This is a genomic window from Amycolatopsis sp. NPDC114505 (assembly GCF_055633615.1).
The window spans coordinates 1,317,052-1,336,505 of record NZ_JBVKDV010000002.1; the positions used below are offsets into that span (position 1 = coordinate 1,317,052).

General features: G+C 72.0%; 19 protein-coding genes. 15 read left to right on the plus strand and 4 right to left on the minus strand.

The features are described 5' to 3' along the window. Nucleotides 1-24 precede the first annotated feature (24 nt). The 12 genes from ACZ7OU_RS24330 (at nt 25) to ACZ7OU_RS24385 (ending at nt 14,678) form a co-directional block, all read left to right on the plus strand. Nucleotides 25-1,059, plus strand: coding sequence for an aldo/keto reductase (locus ACZ7OU_RS24330; RefSeq protein WP_470256818.1), 1,035 nt, complete (start codon nt 25-27; stop codon nt 1,057-1,059). Between the two features lie 128 nt (nt 1,060-1,187). Then, nucleotides 1,188-1,832: a TetR/AcrR family transcriptional regulator gene (locus ACZ7OU_RS24335; protein ID WP_470256819.1), complete on the plus strand. Its 645-nt coding sequence runs from the start codon at nt 1,188-1,190 to the stop codon at nt 1,830-1,832. A gap of 86 nt (nt 1,833-1,918) precedes the next feature. Further along, a complete protein-coding gene (locus tag ACZ7OU_RS24340; RefSeq protein ID WP_470256820.1) occupies nt 1,919-2,734 on the plus strand; it encodes an alpha/beta fold hydrolase in 816 nt (271 codons plus the stop codon). Nucleotides 2,735-2,737: 3 nt separating this feature from the next. Further along, entirely contained in the window at nt 2,738-3,595 is an 858-nt protein-coding gene (locus ACZ7OU_RS24345; RefSeq protein WP_470256821.1) for a VOC family protein, read from the plus strand. An 89-nt stretch (nt 3,596-3,684) separates the two neighbouring features. After that, nucleotides 3,685-4,278, plus strand: a complete 594-nt coding sequence (locus tag ACZ7OU_RS24350; RefSeq protein ID WP_470256822.1) for a TetR/AcrR family transcriptional regulator — start codon at nt 3,685-3,687, stop codon at nt 4,276-4,278. A 201-nt stretch (nt 4,279-4,479) separates the two neighbouring features. Beyond that, complete coding sequence (locus ACZ7OU_RS24355; protein ID WP_470256823.1) at nt 4,480-5,790, plus strand: MFS transporter; 1,311 nt, start codon at nt 4,480-4,482, stop codon at nt 5,788-5,790. A gap of 39 nt (nt 5,791-5,829) precedes the next feature. Then, nucleotides 5,830-6,573, plus strand: a complete 744-nt coding sequence (locus ACZ7OU_RS24360) for an alpha/beta fold hydrolase (protein ID WP_470256824.1) — start codon at nt 5,830-5,832, stop codon at nt 6,571-6,573. Continuing rightward, nucleotides 6,570-8,159, plus strand: a complete 1,590-nt coding sequence (locus ACZ7OU_RS24365) for an FAD-dependent monooxygenase (protein ID WP_470256825.1) — start codon at nt 6,570-6,572, stop codon at nt 8,157-8,159. The genes ACZ7OU_RS24360 and ACZ7OU_RS24365 overlap by 4 nt, the downstream gene beginning before the upstream one ends. Before the next feature lie 9 nt (nt 8,160-8,168). Further along, on the plus strand, nt 8,169-10,271 hold the full coding sequence (locus tag ACZ7OU_RS24370) for a hydantoinase/oxoprolinase family protein (RefSeq protein ID WP_470256826.1): 2,103 nt from the start codon (nt 8,169-8,171) through the stop codon (nt 10,269-10,271). 7 nt (nt 10,272-10,278) lie between these two features. Next, nucleotides 10,279-12,582 (plus strand): hydantoinase B/oxoprolinase family protein, encoded by a 2,304-nt coding sequence (locus tag ACZ7OU_RS24375; RefSeq protein ID WP_470256827.1) that lies wholly within the window; start codon nt 10,279-10,281, stop codon nt 12,580-12,582. A gap of 118 nt (nt 12,583-12,700) precedes the next feature. Further along, a complete protein-coding gene (locus ACZ7OU_RS24380; protein WP_470256828.1) occupies nt 12,701-13,258 on the plus strand; it encodes a hypothetical protein in 558 nt (185 codons plus the stop codon). A 1-nt stretch (nt 13,259) separates the two neighbouring features. Beyond that, on the plus strand, nt 13,260-14,678 hold the full coding sequence (locus tag ACZ7OU_RS24385; protein ID WP_470256829.1) for a dihydrolipoyl dehydrogenase family protein: 1,419 nt from the start codon (nt 13,260-13,262) through the stop codon (nt 14,676-14,678). Between the two features lie 170 nt (nt 14,679-14,848). Here the strand turns inward: ACZ7OU_RS24385 and ACZ7OU_RS24390 are convergent, their stop codons facing one another. After that, nucleotides 14,849-15,883, minus strand: a complete 1,035-nt coding sequence (locus ACZ7OU_RS24390; protein WP_470256830.1) for a zinc-binding dehydrogenase — start codon at nt 15,881-15,883, stop codon at nt 14,849-14,851. A gap of 77 nt (nt 15,884-15,960) precedes the next feature. Here ACZ7OU_RS24390 and ACZ7OU_RS24395 point away from each other — a divergent pair, with 77 nt between their 5' ends. From ACZ7OU_RS24395 to ACZ7OU_RS24405, 3 genes are read left to right on the plus strand one after another with little or no spacing between them, the layout of a single operon-like run. Further along, on the plus strand, nt 15,961-16,527 hold the full coding sequence (locus ACZ7OU_RS24395) for a TetR/AcrR family transcriptional regulator (RefSeq protein ID WP_470256831.1): 567 nt from the start codon (nt 15,961-15,963) through the stop codon (nt 16,525-16,527). Nucleotides 16,528-16,550: 23 nt separating this feature from the next. Then, nucleotides 16,551-17,138 carry a Chromate resistance protein ChrB gene (locus ACZ7OU_RS24400; protein ID WP_470256832.1) on the plus strand — a complete coding sequence of 196 codons (588 nt, stop codon included), beginning with the start codon at nt 16,551-16,553 and terminating at the stop codon, nt 17,136-17,138. Beyond that, nucleotides 17,135-17,557, plus strand: coding sequence for a YkvA family protein (locus tag ACZ7OU_RS24405; protein WP_470256833.1), 423 nt, complete (start codon nt 17,135-17,137; stop codon nt 17,555-17,557). Before ACZ7OU_RS24400 ends, ACZ7OU_RS24405 begins: the two co-directional genes overlap by 4 nt. Nucleotides 17,558-17,662: 105 nt before the next feature. On the opposite strand, the gene ACZ7OU_RS24410 is transcribed toward ACZ7OU_RS24405, so the two are convergent. From ACZ7OU_RS24410 to hxlA, 3 genes are read right to left on the minus strand one after another with little or no spacing between them, the layout of a single operon-like run. After that, nucleotides 17,663-18,277, minus strand: a complete 615-nt coding sequence (locus tag ACZ7OU_RS24410; protein ID WP_470256834.1) for a GPR1/FUN34/YaaH family transporter — start codon at nt 18,275-18,277, stop codon at nt 17,663-17,665. Nucleotides 18,278-18,317: 40 nt separating this feature from the next. After that, nucleotides 18,318-18,587 (minus strand): hypothetical protein, encoded by a 270-nt coding sequence (locus ACZ7OU_RS24415; protein ID WP_470237780.1) that lies wholly within the window; start codon nt 18,585-18,587, stop codon nt 18,318-18,320. A 28-nt stretch (nt 18,588-18,615) separates the two neighbouring features. Then, nucleotides 18,616-19,245, minus strand: coding sequence for a 3-hexulose-6-phosphate synthase (gene hxlA, locus ACZ7OU_RS24420; RefSeq protein WP_470237779.1), 630 nt, complete (start codon nt 19,243-19,245; stop codon nt 18,616-18,618). Between the last annotated feature and the right edge of the window lie 209 nt (nt 19,246-19,454).

Sequence of the window (19,454 nt, forward strand, 5' to 3'; positions counted from 1 at the left end):
CCGCCGTGCCTCGAGGAGACATCCGTGCGCTACCGGACATTCGGACGACAGAGCGGCCTGCGGGTCTCGGAGTACGTCCTGGGCACCGCCACCTTCGGGTCGGCACCCACGGCCGCCGGCCTGCCGGGCGCCAAGGCGATCTTCGAGGCCTTCGTCGCGGCCGGCGGCACCACGTTCGACGTCTCGAACGTCTACCAGAACGGGGAGGCCGAAACCGTGCTGGGCGAGCTCCTCGGCCGCGACCGCGACGAGTTCGTCGTGATCACCAAGTACAGCGGGAGCAGGCAGGCCGGCGTCCGGCCGGGGACCACCGGCAACAGCCGCAAGACGATGATCCGTTCGCTGGAGGAAAGCCTGCGGCGGTTGAAGACCGGCTACGTGGACGTCTTCATGCCGCACTTCCCCGACGGCGTGACCCCGACCGCGGAGATCCTGGCCGGCTTCGAGGACCTGATCCGCGCGGGCAAGATCCGCTACGGCGGACTGTCGAACTTCCCGGCCTGGCGGGTCGCGGGCGCCGCCGTCCGGTCGGAGCTGGGCGGGCACCCGCCGCTCGCCGGCATCCAGACCGAGTACAGCCTGGCCGAACGCTCCGCGGACCGGGAGCTCCTCCCGATGGCGCAGGCCCACGGACTCGGCGTCGTCCTGTATTCGCCGCTGGCGGGCGGCCTGCTGACCGGCAAGTACCGCCACGGCGAGCAGGGGAGGCTCAGCGGCCGGGCGACGGAAGCCGGGGGTTCCGCCGTGCTGGACGCGGTGCTCGCCGTCGCGGGGGAGATCGGGACGGGTCCGGTCCAGGTCGCTCTGGCCTGGCTGCGGCAGCGCGCCGCGCGGGTGCGGACGTCGATGATCCCCATCGTCGGCCCGCGCACCCCGGCCCACCTGGAGGGATACCTCGACGCGCTGGCGGTCGAGCTGAGCGGGGAGCAGTACCGGCTGCTGGAGGAGGCCAGCGCGGTCCGGCTGGGCACGCCCCACGAGGACGTGGCGGCGGCGCTGGCCCACGGCATCGACGGCGACCGGAGCCTCCTCGACGCGCCGCTCGTCCCGGTCGCCTGACGCCGCGCCACCGCGGCCGCGTCGGGCGGTTCACTCGCCGCCCACGCCGTGTGCCCGTACTCGAACGCGACGCGCGGGAACATCCCTCCGGCCGGGGAGTGGCGCCGGCGCGGACCTATCATGACCGCATGGTGAGGGATTCCGGCTCCGCGCCGGCTGCTGCCGGACTGAGCAGCCGAGAGGTCATCTTGAACGCGGCTCGTGCCCTCGTCGGCGAAAAGGGTTACGACGGCATGGCCATCTCGGACCTCTCCGCGCAGTCCGGCCTTCCGCCCAGCTCGATCTACTACCACTTCGGGAACAAGCTCGGCGTTCTCGCGGCGCTCCTCGAGCGCACCTTCGAAGAGCTGCACGCCTTGTTCCCCAACCCGTCCTCGTTCGACGACCTCGCGCCGCTCGAACGTCTCGAGGCGTGGTTCTCGGCGGCCTGCGACTCCCTCGACCGGCGGCCGGACTACCTCCAGCTCCTGGTCGCCATCAGCGTCGGCCCGCAGAAGGAGGCCGAGGCCATCCACGCGACCGTGCGCCGCGTCCGCGACTACGCCCACGCGTCCTGGGTGGACGCGCTCACGCCGGTCTTCGCGCCGAACGGCGGCAAGCACAACGAAGCTCTCGTGCAGCAGCTGGCCGTGCTGGGGCGTGCCTTGACGGACGGGCTTTCGGTGACCAGCAGCTTCGACGGCCTGAGCTACAGCTCGCAGGTCGCGCCGTTCGTCTCCTTGATCCGCGGCTTGGCGGAGCAGCGGCGCGGTGCCGCGAAGCGGAAGCGCTAGCCGAGACCACCGCCGTCCGATCCGGCCTTGATAACACTGCCGCCCGTTGTATAGTGAGCGCTACATACAACGAATGGGGTGGCACGGTGACGAGTACTCTGGATGGCGGTGACGCGGGACTGGCCTGCACCGAGGCCGGTTCGGGCCACCCGGTCGTGTGGCTGCACGGCTCGGGGCCGGGCGCCACGGGGATGAGCAACTTCGGCGGCAACCTGCCCGCGTTCGAGGACTACCGCAACGTCGTGGTCGACCTGCCCGGCTGGGGGCGGTCCCCGCGGCCCGAGTCGGCCGAGCCGTTGATCTTCCACGCCGCCGACCGGGTGTGCGAAGCCATGACGGCGCTCGGGATCGAGCGGGCGCACCTGGTCGGCAACTCCTACGGCGGCGCCGTCGCCATGCGGATCGCGATGCGGTACCCGGACCGCGTGGACCGGCTCGTGCTCATGGCGCCGGGCGGGGTCCTCCCGGCGGACGCCCCGCCCTGGCCCGTCGGGCTCGAGCACCTTTTCGCCTACATGGCCGCGGAAAAGCCTTCGCGCGAAGCGATGGCCGAGTTCGTGCGCCTGATGGTCTTCGACGAGTCCTTGGCGACCGAGGAGCTCATCGACGAGCGCTACGAGTCGAGCCTCCGGGCCCACCCCGAGCTGCCGATCCCGCCGGACTTCGGCGACCTGACGCCCGACCTGGGCCGCATCGCCGCCCCGACGCTGCTCGTCTGGGGGCGGGAGGACCAGACCGTTCCCCTCGCCTGGGCGACGAAGATCCTCGAGGGGATCCCCGACGCGGAGCTGCGCGTGCTGCCGCGTTCCCGCCACTGGGTCCAGTACGAGCGGGCACCCGAGTTCAACCACATCGTCCGCGAGTTCCTGCGGGGCGGCGCCGCCGCGGCAGCGGAGGGATGACCCGTGGGCATCAGGAAGCTGGGCTACGTCGGGCTCGACGTCACCGACGTCGACGCGTGGACCGCACTGCTCGGGCGCACGCTGGGAATCGGCGTCACGCACGCCAAGTCCGGCACGGCCGAGGTCGTGCTGGCCGAGCTCGACGAGTTCAAGTACCGCCTCGCGCTCCATCCGTCCACTGAGGACAGACCGCGCGAGCTGGGCTGGGTCGTCGACTCCGTCCCGGAGCTGGACCGGCTGACCGGACGCCTGACCGACGCCGGGTTCGCCGTCGCGGACGGGACCGCCGACGAACGGGACCTGCGCGGCGCCACCCACCTGCGCTGGTTCACCGACCCGGTCGGGTACCGCGTCGAGCTGGCGGTCGGGGAAGCCAAGGTGCGGCTCGGCGCCGACCGCCCGGCCGGCGTCACGGGCCTGGGGCACTTCGTGCTGGCCGGCCCGAAGCTGCCGGAACTGCGCGAGCTCTACGAGTCCGTGCTCGAGTTCAAGCTCACCGACTACCGCGCCCCCGGCCTGTTCTTCTTCCGGTGCAACCGGACGCACCACAGCATCGCGCTCGCGAACGCGGAAACGCCGTCGATCCACCACCTCGAGCTCGAACACGGCTCGATCGACGACGTCGGGCGGGCGTACGACCGGGCCAAGGCCCACGACGTGCCGATCTCGATCAGCCTCGGCCGGCACATGAACGACAAGGCGATCTCCTTCTACGTGCGGAATCCCAGCGGGTTCCACCTGGAGATCGGCTGCGGCGGCATCGAAGTGGGCGACGACTGGGTCCCGCACGACTTCGGGCGCCCGGACGAGTGGGGTCACCACCACGCCGACGCCAACCCCTTCGCTGCGCCGAAGTCGTGAGCCTTCGGGTCCTCGGCGGGGGCTGGAGCGCCTCCTGACCCCGGCTTCGCGGGGAGATACCGACCGTTCTCTCTGCTAGACTCGAACGGATGGAGCACAGCACACGGGGCAAGGTGTCCGAAGCGCGGTCGAGGCTGCTCGCGACGGCGACGCGGATCTTCTACGCGGAGGGCCTGCACTCCGTGGGGATCGACCGGATCGTCGCGGAGGCGCAGGTCACGCGCGCCACGCTGTACCGGCACTTTCCCGGTAAGGAAGACCTGGTCCTCGCTTACCTGCAGGGTGTCTCCGAGATGGAGCGCGAGGGTGTCGACAAGGCCCTCGCCGCCGACCTGCCGGCGGCCGACCTCCTGCGGGCCATCGCCGAGTCGATCACCGAGGGTATCCGGTCGGCCCACTTCCGTGGCTGCGCCTTCCTCAACGCGGTCGCGGAGTACCCGGACCCCGAACACCCCGTGCACAAGGCCGTTCTCGCCCACCGCGAGTGGTTCCGTAGCACCGTCACGGACCTGCTCGCGCAGGTCGGCGAGACGCCGCCGGAGCTCGCGGGCCGGCACTTCGTGATGCTGCGGGACGGCGCGATGGTGTCCGGTTGCCTGTCGGACCCGGCGGAAGTCTGCGACACCTTCCTGCAGGGCGTCGACGGCATCCTGCAGTTCCGCACCGGCACCGCCGCGAAGTAGCCCGCGCGCGCCTTCGCCGCGGCAGTTGTCCTTCACCCGCTTCGCTTTCGCTCTCGACCGGTCACGCACTCGGGCATAGCCAACGCGTGCTCCAAGTTGTAGAGTGAGCGCTACATACAGAGCTTTCCCCGGGGCGTGACCGACCGCCGCAACGAAGCGAGGTTTGCCTTGAACGTTCTCGAACAGGTGAAGAACTCACCGATGAGCCGCGCCCAGGTGAGGGCGGTCGCGCTCTGCCTCGTGATCAACCTGGTCGACGGGTTCGACCTCCTGGTCACGTCCTTCGTCGGCCCGGCGATCACCCGCGAGTGGGGCCTTTCCCCGTCGGGAGTGGGGGTGCTGCTCAGCGGGGGACTGGCCGGCATGGCCATCGGCGGGCTCTTCCTGGCCCCGCTCGCCGACCGCGTCGGACGACGGCGGCTCACGCTCGGCTGTCTCGCCCTCGCGTCGCTGGGCATGCTCGCCGCCGCCGCCGCGCAGGACTTCGGCCAGCTGCTCGCCTGCCGGCTGGTGACCGGGGCGGCGGTGGGCGCGATGGCGGCCAGCCTGCCCGTGCTCACCTCCGAATACGCGAACCACCGGCGCCGCGGGCTGGTCGTCGCGCTGATCACCACCGGGTACGGCCTCGGCTCGGTCATCGCCGGGATCGCGTCGAGCATCCTGATCGGCGCGTTCGGCTGGCGCTCGGTCTTCGTGTTCGGCTGCGTGGCCACGGCGATCCTCTTCGCCGTCGCGCTGCGTTCCCTGCCCGAGTCGATGGACTACCTCGTCGCCCGGCGGCCGCGTCAGGCGCTGGAGAAGCTCAACCGGATCCTCGCCTCGATGGGCCGTGCCCCCGAAACGGACCTGCCCGCGGTGCCCGCGTCTTCGCGCAAAGTGGCCCTGGACGCCCTGTTCCGCGGCGGGAACGCCGTCCGGACGGCGCTGGTCTGGGTGGCGTTCATCGCGGCGCAGCTGATGTTCTACTTCGCCAGCTCGTGGACGCCGAGCCTGCTGCTGAAGGCCGGCATGTCCAGCCAGCAGGGCATCAGCGGCGGCGTCCTCTTCAGCCTCGGCGGGGTCACCGGCGCGGTCCTGTTCGGACTGCTGGCGGCCCGCGCCGGCACCCGGCGGCTGACCGCGGCCTACTTCGGAATCGGGGCCCTCGCCCTGATCCTCTTCTCGGTGTCGCTCGGGACGCTGGCCACCGCGCTCGTCGTGGCGGTGCTGGTCGGGCTGTTCCTCAACGGGACGGTCTCCGGGATGACGGTCATCATCCCGAGCCTCTACCCGCCCGAAGCCCGCGCGACGGCCCTCGGCCTCGCGGTGGCGGTGAGCCGGCTCGGTGCCGTGCTGGCGCCGCTGCTCGCCGGCTTCCTGCTGCAGGCGGGCTGGGCTCCCGGCTCGATGTACCGGGTGTTCGCGATCCCGGGCGTGCTCGGCGCCCTCGCGGTCCTGTTCCTCACCCGCTTCGGGCGCTCGTCGCGGAGCGCGTCGACCCAGCCCGTCGAAAGCGCGGTGGCCGACGCATGACCGGGCGGCCCGACTTACGATCCACAGAGGAGGCCTGAAGTGCCCACCCTGGTGCTGCTGCACGGTGGCGGACCGGGCGTCGACGCCGCGAGCAACTGGGCGAGCGTGCGGTCCGGGTTGTCCGCCGAGTTCCGGTGCCTGGCCCCCGATCTGCTCGGGTTCGGCACGCAGATCGCCGGCACCGCCGGGCTCCGGGGGCCGCACGCCTGGGCGATCGCCCGGGCCCGGCAGGTGCTGGACCTGCTCGACCGCCACGGCCTGGACCGCGTGCACCTCGTCGGCAACTCGGCCGCCGGCGGGGCCGCGGCGCTGGCCCTCCTGGCGGTCGCGCCGGACCGCGTCGGGCGCGCGGTCGTCATGGGCGGGGCCGGGACCGGGCCGCCGCCCGCGGTGGTGCCCTTCTACGACAACCCGACCAAGGAGTCCATGCGGGCCACCCTCGGCCGCCTGGTCGCCGACGAGAGCGTCCACGAAGGACTCTTGGACGACCTCGCCGAGCTCCGGCTGAGGCAGGCTCTGCGCCCCGCCGCGGAAGGAGCGTTCCGCGCGATGTTCGCCGCCGCGGCCGGTGGCCCGCCACCCGTCGACCCGGCCAGGATCACGACGCCGGTGCTCGCCCTGCACGGGGAACGGGACCGGGTCTCGCCCGTCGCGGTCTCCGAACGTCTCGCCGCCGCCCTGCCGCACGGCCGGCTGCACGTCGTGGCCGGCGCCGGGCACTGGATCCACGTCGACCGGCCGGCCGAGTTCACCGAGCTGGTAGGGGAGTTCCTGAGCGCATGACCGCCATCCTGATCGTCGGCGCCGGCCCGGCCGGCCTGACCCTCGCCATCGACCTGGCCCAGCGCGGGGTGGCCTGTCACGTCGTCGAGGCGACCGCCGAACGGCCCGTCAACCCCCGCTGCAACACGACGTCCGCGCGGTCGATGGAGATCTTCCGGCGGCTCGGGCTCGCCGACGAGATCCGGCGCGCCGGGTTGCCCGAGGACTACCCGGCGTCGATCCACTACCGGACGACCCTGAGCGGCGAGGACATCTTCCGCCTCGATCTGCCGTCCACTCGCGACGTCCTGGCCGGGGCCGGCAAGGAGAGCTGGCCGACACCGGAGCCGCAGCACCGGATTTCGCAGCTGTACCTCGAGCCCATCCTGGAGCGGCGCGCGAGCAAGCTGCCCGGGGTGACCCTCGAACGCGGCACGCGGCTGGTCGAGCTCCGCCAGCACGAGGACCACGTCGAGGCCGTCGTGGAGACCGCGGGGGAGAAGCGCACCCTGCGCTGCGCGTACGTGGTCGGCTGCGACGGCGCGCACAGCACGGTCCGCCGTCAGCTGGGCATCCGGTACGAAGGCGTCGACGCCATCCAGCAGTTCGTGTCCACGTTCGTCCGCTCGCCCGAGCTGGGCCGGCTGGCCGCCCGCGACCGGGCCTGGACGTACTGGACCTACGGCCGCCGGATCGCGTCGCTGATCGCCATCGACGGGAAGTCGTTGTGGCTCAACCACGTCGCCTTCGCCCCCGGCCACGACACCGAGAACGAAGATCCCGAACAGCTGCTGCGGGAGGCGGTCGGCCGGCCCGTCGAGCACGAGGTGCTCGGCGTGGTGCGCTGGACCGGCCGGCAGCTCGTCGCCGGGCGCTACCGCGGCGGCCGGGTGTTCCTGGCCGGCGACGCCGCCCACATCTGGATCCCCGTCGGCGGGTTCGGCATGAACGCCGGCATCCAGGACGCGGCGACGCTGGGCTGGATGCTGGCGGCGGTCCACCACGGATGGGCCCCGCCGGACCTGCTCGACGCCTACGAACTCGAGCGCAAGCCGGTCGGCGAGCAGTTCGCCGCCGCGGTGGGCGCCCAGGCCCGCACGTCCTTCGCCGACGTCTCGCCCGACATCCACCTCGACGGCCCGGACGGCGAGCGGGCCCGCGCCGAGTTCGCCGAGCGGCTCGCGGTCACCGAGCCGCGCCGGTACTCACCCGACGGCTTCAGCTTCGGTTACCACTACGCGGGTTCACCGCTCGTCGTCGGCGGCGAGGACCAGGCCGCGATCACCATGGGCGAGCACCAGGACCGCGCGCGACCGGGCTTCCGGCTGCCGCACGCCTGGCTCGACGACGGCCGCTCCGTGCTCGACGTCCTCGGCCCCGGCTTCACCCTGCTCCGCACGGACCCCGGCGTCGCCGTGACGCCGTGGACCCTCGCCGCCCGCGACCTCGGGATCCCGCTCGCCGTCGTCGACCTGCCCGGCCGGTACCCCGACGGGCTGCTGCTCGTGCGCCCGGACCAGCACGTCGCCTGGATGGGCGGCGCGGACGCCCGGGCCGACCGGCTCCTCCACACAGTCACCGGGCGCGTCGCCGCCCGCCAGCGGTAAGGAACGGACATGCCATACGCACTGGGCATCGATGTCGGCGGCACGTTCACCGACGCCGTCGCCTCCGACGGCGCCGGGCGGCTCGTCTCCGCCAAGACGCCGACGACTCCGCCGAACCGCGAAGCCGGGGTCATGCGCGCGATCGAGGACCTCGCCGCCGAACTCGGCGTCGAGGTCGGCGAACTGCTGTCGCAGACCGACTTCATCGCCCACGGCACGACCGCGTCGATCAACGCGCTCGTCCAGGGCCAGGTCGCCGACGTCGGGCTGATCGCCACCAAGGGCCACCGGGACGCGATCTACATCATGAACGCCGAAGGCCGCACCCTCGGCCGGTCGGCCCACGAGATCCAGGACACGCTCCGGCAGCGCAAGCCCGCGCCGCTGATCCCCAAGAACCGGGCGCTGGAGGTCACCGAGCGGATCGACCACGCCGGGAAGATCCTGGTGCCTCTGGACGAAGACGAGGTCCGCCGCGTCGCCCAGTCCCTGGTGGACCAGGGTGTCGAGGCGATCGCCGTCTGCCTGCTGTGGTCGTTCAAGAACGGCGTCCACGAGCAGCGCGTGCGGGAGCTGGTCCACGAGATCGCGCCGGACCTGTACGTCACGCTGTCCTCGGAGGTCAGTCCCCGCATCCGCGAGTTCGCGCGGACCTCCACGACGATCATGAACGCCCAGGTGGGGCCGCGGCTGCGCACCTACCTGCTCCCGCTGCAGAAGCACCTGGAAGAGGGCGGCCTCAAGGGACCGCTGCTGGTCATGCAGAGCGAGGGCGGCACCATCACCGCCGACCGGGCCCCGGAGCACGCCATCACCACGATCGGGTCGGTCCTCTCCGGCGGCGTCATCGGCGGGATGCGCCTGGCCGAACAACTGGGTCACCGCAACGTCATCACCACCGACGTCGGCGGCACGACGTTCCTCGCGGGCTTGATCGTCGACGGCGAACCGGTCATGGCGCCCGGCTCGATCGTGAACCAGTTCCCGATCAACGCGGCGACGATCCGCGTGCACACCATCGGCTCCGGCGGCGGGGCGCTCGCGTCCGTGGACGAAGGCGGCAACCTGCGGCTCGGCCCGCAGAGCGCCGAAGCCGTCCCCGGCCCGGCCTGCTACGGCAACGGCGGGACCCGGCCCACGAACACCGACGCCAACCTCGTGCTCGGCATCCTCAGTGAGCGCGGGCTGCTCGGCGGGCGCAAGCCACTGCGGCTGGACCTGGCCCGGGAAGCCATCCGCGAGCACGTCGCCGAGCCGCTCGGCCTCACCGTCGAAGAGGCCGCAATCGCCATCCACGAGGTGCAGAACGCCCAGGCGGGCGACCTCCTGCGGCGGGCCGTCGTGCAGGCCGGCTACGACCCGCGTGACTTCGTCGCCTACGCCTTCGGGGGAGCGGGACCCGCACACTGCGCCGGTTACTGCCAGGACCTGGGCGTCAGCGAGGTCGTGGTGCCGCTCGGTCCGGTCGCGTCCGCCTTCTCGGCCTACGGGCTGGCGGCTTCGGACGTCGCGTTGAGCGCGGAGCTGTCCGACCCGTCGTCCTTCCCGGTCGGCCCCGCCGTGCTCGAGTCGCACTTCGCACGGCTGGAGGCCGACCTGCAGCGCGCGCTGGACCGGCAGAAGGTGAAGTTCCACGACGTGTCGCTGCACCGCGAGATCGACCTGCGGTACTCGATGCAGGTCACCGAGCTCGCGACCGCCGTTCCCGACGCGAAGTTCACCGAGCGCACCGGCGACGAGATCCTCGAACGCTTCGAAGAGCAGTACGAGCGCATCAACGGCAGCGGTGCGGGTTACCGCGAGGCCGGCGTGCAGGCGATCACCTACCGCGTGCGCGCGAAGGCGGGCCTCGGCTTCCCGATCGCGCTGCCCGCCATCCCCGAGGCCGCCGGGCCCGACCCGCGGGAGGCCCTGCTCGGCGAGCGCTCGGTCTGCCTCGACTCGCGGACCGGCTTCGTGCCGACCCCCGTCTACGACTACGCACGGCTGCGCGCGGGCCACGAGCTCGTCGGGCCCGCGATCGTCGACGTCCCGACGACAGTGGTCGTGGTCCCGGCCGGGGTCACCGGCCGCGTCGACCACCTCGGCAACCTCGTGCTGCGCTACCAGTGAGGACATCATGACTTCTCGAATCCCCGGGGCGGACGAGTTCACCAGCCGGCCCATGCCGCGCGAGGAGCTGCTGCGGCAGATCTCGCCCACCCTGCCGCTGCACCAGGTCGGCGCCGTCGACGTCGACGCGTTGACCTACGAGGTCGTCCGGCACCGGCTGTGGGCGATCACGCAGGAGATGGGGGAGACGCTGCGGCGCATGTCGGGCTCGCACGTCGTCACCGAGTCCAACGACTTCAACTTCTCCATCTGCGACGAGCTCGGCGAGCAGGTCCAGGTCGGCACCTACAACATCGGCCTGATCGGCTCGATGGACCTGGCCATCACCTGGACCTTGCGCCACCGCAGTGACAACCCCGGCATCGCCGAGGGTGACATGTTCCTGTGCAACGACCCGTGGATCGGCGGTGGCCTGCACCAGAACGACGCGGCGATCCTGGCCCCGATCTTCCACGATGGCAAGCTCTTCGGCTGGACGACGGCCATCGCCCACCAGGTCGACCTGGGCGGCCCGCGACCGGGCTCCTTCAGCCCGTCCGCCCAGGACGTCTTCGGCGAGGCCGTCCCGACGCCGCCGTTGAAGGTCGTGCGCGACGGCGTGCTGCAGCGCGACGTCGCCGACGCCTGGGTCCGCCGGTCGCGGCTGCCGCACCTGGTCGGCCTCGACCTGCGCGCCAAGATCGCCGCCAACAAGAACGCGGCCGAGCAGGTCCTCCGGCTCATCACCAAGTACGGCGCCGACACCGTCAAGTCCGTGATGCGCCGGATGATGGACGACGCCGAACGCCGGCTGCGCGCCAAGCTCGCGACGCTGCCCGACGGGACCTGGAGCGCGGTCGGTTACCAGGAACAGTCCGGGACCGGTGACCGCGGCCTGCACGCCATCAAGGTCGCGATGACCAAGGAAGCGGACAAGCTCGTCTTCGACTTCCGCGGCACTGCCGGGCAGACCGGCATCATCAACTGCCCGTACCCGGGCCTGCGGGCCGGGATCGTCTTCACGATGCTGCCGCTGCTGGCCGGGGACATCCCGTGGGCCGCGGGCGGGCTGATGCGCTGCTTCGAGATCATCACCGACGAGGACACCATCACCAACGCGTCCTTCCCGGCCGCGGTCGGCAAAGGTCCCTTCGGGCCGGCCTGGGGATCGGGCAACCTGGTCGCCGAGGTCCTCGCCAAGATGCTGGACGCCGAACCGGACCACCGCACCGATGTGCAGTCCATCTGCAACGGCACCACCGACCTCTGCGTGGTGTCCGGTGTGGACGTTCGAGGTGGTGGCAGCAAAGGCTTCGTGTCACCCATCTTCGACGTCATGGCCGGCGGCTACGGCGCGCAGGTGTACCACGACGGTGTCGACACCGGCGGCCGGTTGATCATCCCCGCCGCGCGGGCGCCGGACGTCGAGATGACCGAGTACCTGTACCCGCTCGTCGCGCTGTGGCGGCGTGAGCAGACCGACTCCGGTGGACCGGGGCGGCAGCGGGGCGGGATGAGCGGCTCGGTCTGCTACGTCCAGCACCCCGACCAGACGGGGACCCTGTCCCTGGTCGTCTCCGGCACCGGCAAGGTCGCGAACCAGAACGTCGGCCTGGCCGGCGGCTATCCGGGCAACTCGCAGCTCGACCTGGTCGTGCGCGGAGTCCGTGAACCCCAGCTCGCCCAGGCGGTCACCATCCCCGCCCACCTGGGCGAGCTGGGCGGGGAGATCGAGGTGCTGCCGTGCGAGGGGGAGTCGGACCTCGGTCCCGGCGACGCGCTCTACCTGCACTGGCAGGCCGGCGGCGGGTACGGCGACCCGCTGCTGCGCTCGCCCGAGAGCGTCCGCGAAGACGTTTCGCAAGTACGGGTGTCGGCCGATGCCGCCCGGGACGTCTATGGCGTCGTGCTCCGCTCCGGTGAAGTGGACGTGGCCGCGACCGGCGAGGCGCGCGAGAAGCTGCGTCGCCGGCGTGCGTCCGGTGCCGGGCTGGCCGTTACCGCCCTCGTTCCGATCGGCCCGCCGGACCTGCGCTGGGAGCGCCGCATCGACGACAACCTCGCGGTATTGGAGAGCGGCGTGGTGGCGTGTGTCCACTGTGGAACCGAGATCGGGCCGCTGGCCGGGGGCGCGTTCGTCGCGGCGCTGGCCCGCCGGGACACCGCGCCGACCGAAGCGGGTCCGCACATCTGGCATGACCCGCTGGAATACGTCGACGCGGAGATCGTCTTCCGGCAGTGGTGCTGTCCCGGGTGCCTGACCGCGGTCGACTCCCGTGTCGTGCCGGTGGATCACCCGCTGCCGGCCGACGAATACCGGCGCTGGGCCTGACGTAAGACTTCGGATAGAACGTTCTGTCTTGACAGTGCGTGAGCCGGCCGCCATGCTGAATTGAGATAGAACGTTCGGTCTCGTGCCGGGCGTTCACCACTGCCTCGAGAGGATCATCGTGACCACCGTCGACTCACCCGCCACCGCGGGAATCGCCCCGGCGCTGCGCCGGCTCTACTTCGTGCGGTTCGGGTTCGCCATCGTCTGGGCGGCCCTGCTGTTCGTCACCAAGGCGCAGCTCGGGCCCCTCGGCATCACCCTGGTGATCGTCTACCCGCTGTTCGACGTCGCGGCGGCCGTGGTGGACTCCCGTTCCTCCCGCGCCACCGGGACGGCGCGCGGCCTGTACGTGAACATCGCGATCAGCCTGCTGGCCGCCGTCGGCCTGGGGATCGCCAGCGCCTCCGGGGTGCCGGGGGTCCTGCGGGTGTGGGGCGCCTGGGCGATCGTCGCCGGGCTGATCCAGCTGATCGTCGCCGTCAGCCGCCGCAAGATGGGCGGCCAGTGGCCGATGATCCTCAGCGGCGGCATCTCGGTGCTCGCCGGGGCGAACTTCATCATCGGTGCCACGGCGCCGAACCCGGCGCTGACCAATGTGGCCGGGTACGCGGTCCTCGGCGGCATCTTCTTCCTCGTCTCGGCGATCCGGCTCGGCCGCGCCGCCCGGGGGAACTGACGTGACCACCTACGACGTCGTCGTCCTCGGCGCGGGCCCGGTCGGGGAGAACGTGGCCGACCGGGTGGTCCAGGGCGGGCTGACCGCCGCGATCGTCGAGCGGGAGCTGGTCGGGGGCGAGTGCTCCTACTGGGCCTGCATGCCGACCAAGGCCCTGCTGCGCAGCGGAGCGGCTCTCCGCGCGGCCCGGCGGGTGCCCGGCGCCCGGGAAGCCGTCACGGGTGAGCTGGACGTGGCGGCGGTGCTCGCCCGGCGCGACTCCTTCGCCTCGCACTGGAACGACGAGGGCCAGGTGTCCTGGCTCGAGTCGGCGGGCATCACGCTGGTCCGCGGCCACGGCCGCATCAGCTCGGCCAAGGTGGTCGAGGTGACCGGTGCCGACGGCACCACCACGACGCTGACCGCGCGGCACGCCGTCGTCGTCGCCACCGGCAGCGGCGCACTGGTCCCGGACATCGAAGGCCTCCGCGAGGCCGCGCCGTGGACCAGCCGCGAAACGGTGGCGGCGAAGGAGGTTCCCGGCCGGCTCGCCGTCATCGGCGGCGGGGTGGTCGCCTCGGAAATGGCCACCGCGTTCGCCGAGCTGGGCTCGTCGGTGACGATGCTGGCCCGCGACGGCGTGCTGCACCTCGCGGAGCCGTTCGTCGGCGAACTGGTCACGGAGTCGTTGCGGGACAAGGGGGTTTCGGTCCGCGTCGGCGCCGAGGCCGCGTCGGTGAAGCGCACCGACGACGGCACGGTGTCGATCACGCTCACCGACGGCGAGCAGGTCGACGCCGACGAGCTGCTCGTCGCGATCGGCCGCACGCCGAACACCGCGGACCTCGGCCTGGAGACCGTCGGCCTGAAGCCGGGTGCCTGGCTCACGGTCGACGCCACCCTGCGGGCCGACGGCGTCGAGGGCGGGTGGCTGTACGCCGCCGGCGACGTCAACCGGCGTGTTCTGCTGACGCACCAAGGCAAGTACCAGGCCCGCGCGGTGGGTGACGCCATCGTCGCGCGCGTCAAGGACGAAGCGGTCGACGACGGCGACTGGGGCCGGCACGCGGCGACCGCCGACGAACGCGCGGTGCCGCAGGTGGTCTTCACCGATCCGGAGATCGCCTCGGTGGGCCTGACCGCGGCCGCCGCCGAAGCCGCCGGATTGCGCATCCGCGTCGTCGACCACGACCTGGCCGCCACGGCCGGATCCGCCGTGCACGCCGAGGGGTACCGCGGGCACGCCCGGATGGTCGTCGACGAGGACCGCCGGGTGATCGTGGGCTTCACCCTCGCCGGCCCGGACGTGGCGGAAATGCTGCACGCGGCGACGATCGCGGTCGCGGGGGAGGTCCCGCTGGACCGTCTCTGGCACGCGGTCCCGGCTTTTCCGACGGTCAGCGAAGTCTGGTTGCGGCTGCTCGAAGCGTACGGCCGCTGACCGACCCGGCCGGTGTCCCGCCCGCGGTGATCGGGTGGGCGGAACACCGGTACGCATTCTTCCTCCGAAAGGGTCTCCTTCCCGATGACCACGACATCCGCACCTTCGCCGAGCTGATGGCGAGGTTCAACGTCGGCGCCGCCCCGCGGTGCCGCGAGTGAGGCCGGGGCTCACCGCGGGTGGAGGACGATCTTTCCCACGTGTTCCCGCCGGGCCAGCTGTTCTTGCGCCCGAGCCGCTTCGGACAGGGGGAACGTCGCGGCGACGACGGGCTCGATCTCGGCCCGCCGGGCCAGGTCCACGAGCAGGGCGAAGTGCGCGGGAGTGTGCATGGCGGACCCGATCACCTGCGCGTTGTGCAGGTAGAGCCGGCGGACGTCGAAGGACACGTCGTACCCGCCCAGCGCGCCCGCGATCACCCACCGGCCACCCTCGCGCAGCAACGGCAGCCCGGCGCCCACCAGGGCTCCGGCCACGACGTCGAGCCCGACGTCGACCCCCTCCGGGGCGGCCGCGCGGACCTGGCCGGCGATGTCCCCGGCCCGGTCCACGACGGCGTGCGCGCCGGCCTCGCGCACCGCGTCGATCTTGGGCCCGCTGCTGATGGCGAGCACCTTCGCGCCGCGGGCGCGGGCGAGCTGGATCAGGGCCAGGCCGACCCCGCCGGACGCGCCCGAGACCAGCACGGTCTCGCCCGTCCGGAGCCGGGCGCGTTCGATCATGCCCAGTGCCGTGCCGTAGGCGGTCGGCAGCGTCGCGAGCTGGTCGTCCGTGAGCGGTGACTCCGTCACGTCGTGGACGCGCTCGGCGGGCGCCGTCACGTACTCGGCGTACCCGCCGTCGCGCTCGCTTCCCATCAGGCCGACCGGGTTCGCGTCCGGCCCTTCGCCGTCGTAGATCGCGGGGTCGACGAGGACGCGGCGGCCGAGGAGGCGCTCGTCGCCGCCGTCGCCGGTCGCCACCACCCGGCCGGCGACGTCGGCACCCTGGATGCGCGGGAAGCCGATCGGCCCTCGCCAGCCCGACAGGGCCGACGGGTCCCCGGGGCGGCCGTAGGCGCCTTCGCGGGTCCACAGGTCGGTGTTGTTCAGCGCCGCCGCGCTGACCTGGACCAGCACCTCGCCCGGCCCGGGGGCCGGTACGGCCACCTCCACCAGCTCGATCACCTCGGGTCCGCCGTGCTTCGCGATCCGCGCAGCGCGCATGCTCCCGTCACCGCCTTAATAGATATACTGTTCTGTGAACATCGGTCACGGTACACCGATCAGTGAAGGAGCGCCGGGTGCCAGATCCGCGACACCGGACGGCGGCGGGCCGCCGCGTCGTCGAAGCCGCCGAAGAGCTGTTCTACAACCGCGGGATCACGGCGGTCGGCGTCGACCTGATCGCCGAGCACTCGGGCGTGACGAAACGGACCCTGTACAACCAGTTCGGGTCGAAGGACCACCTCGTCACGGCCTATCTCGAAGAGCGTGACCGGCGCTGGCGGTCGCTCGTCCAGTCCACTGTGGACGCTTGCGACGACCCCGTCGAGGCCGTCACGGCGCCCTTCGAGGCCCTGCGGATCTGGAGCGAGACCAACGGCCGTGGGTGCGCCTTCGTCAACGCGCTGGCCGAGCTCCCGGATCCCGCGCACCCCGCGCACCGGGTCGCGGCGGACCAGAAGCGGTGGCTGCTCGCCCTGTTCGAAGAGCTCGCCACCGCCGCGCGCTGCCCGAGCCCCGCCGTTCTCGCCACCCAGCTGCTCCTGCTGCACGAGGGTGTCCTCGCCACGCAACCGCTGCCGATCGAGACGCTCTCCCGCGGGTATGCGCTGGCCCGGCAGTTGGTTACGGCTGGACCAGCCTGATGTTACGGACGTAACATGGCACCGTGAGTATCGAACCGCGTGACCACGGCTGGCTGGTGATCAGCGTGTCGACCGCCGGTGGGCCCGATTCGCTGCGGGTGCAGGTCTGGCGCAAGCTCCGCTCCCTCGGTGCGCTCTACCTGCAGCAGTCGGTGTGCCTGCTGCCCGCGCGGACCGGGGTGGTGCGGGAGATCCGCCGCCTGGTCGACCGGGTGCGCCACCAGGGCGGCACCGCGCGGGTACTGGCGATGACCTTCACCGACCCGGCGGAGGAGGACGGCGTGATCGCCGAGTTCAACGCTGCCCGCGACGTCGAATACAACGAAGTCCTCGAACGGCTGCCCGCGCTGCGCCGGGAGCTCGCCGACGAACGGGCCCGCGGCAACGTCACCTACGCCGAGGTCGAGGAGTCCGAGGCCGACCTGCACCGGTTCCGGAGCTGGATGGACAAGATCGCCGCCCGCGACTACTTCGCCGCACCGGGCGGCCAGGACGCGCGGGACGCCGTCGACGAGGCCGCGGCCGAACTCGCCGACTTCGAAGAAGCCGCCCTCCACGCCGAAGCGCCCGACCGTCCGGCGCCCCGGCTCCGCGCGGTGGAAGAGCGGTGACCGGCTCGTTGTGGGGCGACCTGCTGATCGGCGCCGGCGTCGCGCTGGTGCTGGCGTGGCTCGCGCTGATCGTGGCGCTCGTCCTCGTCCGGCCCCGGGGCGGTCTCCTGCGTGAGGCCCTGCGGCTGCTGCCCGACGTGCTGAGGCTCATCCGCCGCCTGGCCGCGGACCCCACGCTGCCCCGCGGCATCCGGATCCGGCTCGGCCTGCTGCTGGTCTACCTCGCCCTGCCCATCGACCTGATCCCCGACTTCATCCCGGTGCTGGGCCACGCCGACGACGCCATCATCGCGACCGCCGTCCTGCGCGGTGTGGTCCGCCGAGCGGGGATAGACGCCGTGCGCGCCCACTGGCCGGGCACCGACGACGGCTTCACCGCGGCGGCCCGCTTGGCCGGGATCCGGACCTCGGCGGGCTGACCCGGGGTCCCGTCAGTTGAGCACCGGACGGCCCAGCGGCAGCGGTTTGCCGCCCGTCGCGGCTGACCCCGGGTGGGCGTTCGAGCGCGCCCACCCGGGGTCACGTCAGTTGAGCACCGGACGGCCCAGCGGCAGCGGTTTGCCGCCCGTCGCGGCGGACACCGCGCCCGCGAACAGGTACACCCCGACCGCGGTAAACGCGAACACCGCGTACCCGCCCGCGGTGGTCGCCGCCGTGGAGGCGGTCACCGTGCCGTACAGCACCAGCGCGAGCGCGACGTCGACCAGTGCGAACAGGACCGTGAACGCGGCGGGCAGCCGCAGGGTGGTCAGGGTCAGCAAGCCGATCGTGACCAGCCAGGCGATCAGGAACAGGCCCTGCGTCGCGACCGCCGCGTCGGGGGAGACGCCGAACCAGCCGTGGATCAGGCCGAGCACCAAAGCCGCGTAGCTGAGCCAGAACCCGGCGAACACCCCGAACACGGCGGCGACGGCGCTCTCGCCCAGTGCGGCCGCCCACACCGCGGCGACGAGCTGGCCGACCCCGGTCGCGGGCAGGATGATCGCGATCGACGCACCGACGGCGGCCGCCGGGACGTACCCGGTCAGCACCAGGCCGAGCGCGGTCGCGCCGACGATGAAGGTGGGTACGCCGATCAGCGCGGGGTCACCCGCGGGTGCCGATCGGGCGGGGGCTTCGGTGGCGACGTCAGTGGTCATCGTCTACTCCTCGTCGAGCTGCGATCGATCCTTCGCGCGTTCAGCGGATCCCGGGCCACATCCCCGAGAGCTCGGGGTGGTCGTCGTCGAGCAGGCGGTTCGCCAGCGCGATCGCCTCCTTCGGATCGACCTGGTCGAAGGCGGGATCCCCGTGGGCGACGCTCTCGAAGACGTCCGCCAGCTCGTTCGCCGCGGCGGGGGACAGGCCGGTGTCCTGGGTGCATTCCACGTAGCGCAACCGGATCACTCCGGCGGCCTGCAGCATCAACGAGCTGTAGGTGTCGCGGGTGGCCGATTTCCGGGCTTCCACACCGACTCCTTCCGGGTCTTGGGGTGGGTCAGCGGGTGGCGTGCTTCTTCAGCTCGGCTGCCGCGGCGGCGGGGTCGGTGGCGTTGTAGATCGCCCCACCCGCGACCGCGACCACCGCTCCCGCGTCCCGCACCGATCCGATCGTGTCGGCCTTCACCCCACCGGCAATCGAGAACGGGACTCCGGCGAGCCGGCCGTCTTCCAGCAGCTGCGCGATCGAATACCCGGGGCGGGCCTGTTCGTCGAGGCCGGCGTGGATCTCGACGAACGCGACACCGAGCTTGGCGACTTCGCGGATCCGGGCGACACGTCCGTCGACGACACCGATCATGTCCGCCACGACCTGCCTGCCGTACTTGCGCCCCGCCGCGACAGCACCGCGGATGGTGTCGTCATCGACCGACCCCATCACCGTGACCAGATCCGCCCCGGCTTCGAACGCCAGCGCCGCTTCCAGCTCACCTGCGTCGGCCGTTTTGAGGTCGGCGAACACCAGCTTGTCCGGGTGGGCGGCCTTGATCGCGCTCACCGCACTGATGCCGGCGGATTTCACCAAGGGGGTGCCGAGTTCGAGGATGTCGACGTGGTCGGCGACCTGGTTGGCCAGGGTCAACGCCGCGGGAAGGTCCAGTACGTCCAACGCCACCTGCAACTGCACGACATTCTCCTCATCGCTGTGTGATCGGTCGAGTCCGCCAACCATCACCCGCTCATCCGATGCGCGGCAACACACCGGCACATGCGAAACCGCTATCCCCCAATGCGCACACCTAATAACCCTTCCGGGGGCGGACCGCTCGTGCCGGGACGGTCGCCGTTCGTCCGTGATCCGGAGCCGGTCGTTCGGGACCGGTTGCCAGGGCCGGC

Excerpts from the sequence above, each read along its gene's own strand:
- ACZ7OU_RS24335 (WP_470256819.1), top strand. The coding sequence starts at position 1,188 with ATGGTGAGGGATTCCGGCTCCGCGCCGGCTGCTGCCGGACTGAGCAGC.
- ACZ7OU_RS24350 (WP_470256822.1), top strand. The coding sequence starts at position 3,685 with ATGGAGCACAGCACACGGGGCAAGGTGTCCGAAGCGCGGTCGAGGCTG.
- ACZ7OU_RS24355 (WP_470256823.1), top strand. The coding sequence starts at position 4,480 with ATGAGCCGCGCCCAGGTGAGGGCGGTCGCGCTCTGCCTCGTGATCAAC.
- ACZ7OU_RS24365 (WP_470256825.1), top strand. The coding sequence starts at position 6,570 with ATGACCGCCATCCTGATCGTCGGCGCCGGCCCGGCCGGCCTGACCCTC.
- ACZ7OU_RS24370 (WP_470256826.1), top strand. The coding sequence starts at position 8,169 with ATGCCATACGCACTGGGCATCGATGTCGGCGGCACGTTCACCGACGCC.
- ACZ7OU_RS24375 (WP_470256827.1), top strand. The coding sequence starts at position 10,279 with ATGACTTCTCGAATCCCCGGGGCGGACGAGTTCACCAGCCGGCCCATG.
- ACZ7OU_RS24390 (WP_470256830.1), bottom strand. The coding sequence starts at position 15,883 with ATGCGCGCTGCGCGGATCGCGAAGCACGGCGGACCCGAGGTGATCGAG.
- ACZ7OU_RS24410 (WP_470256834.1), bottom strand. The coding sequence starts at position 18,277 with ATGACCACTGACGTCGCCACCGAAGCCCCCGCCCGATCGGCACCCGCG.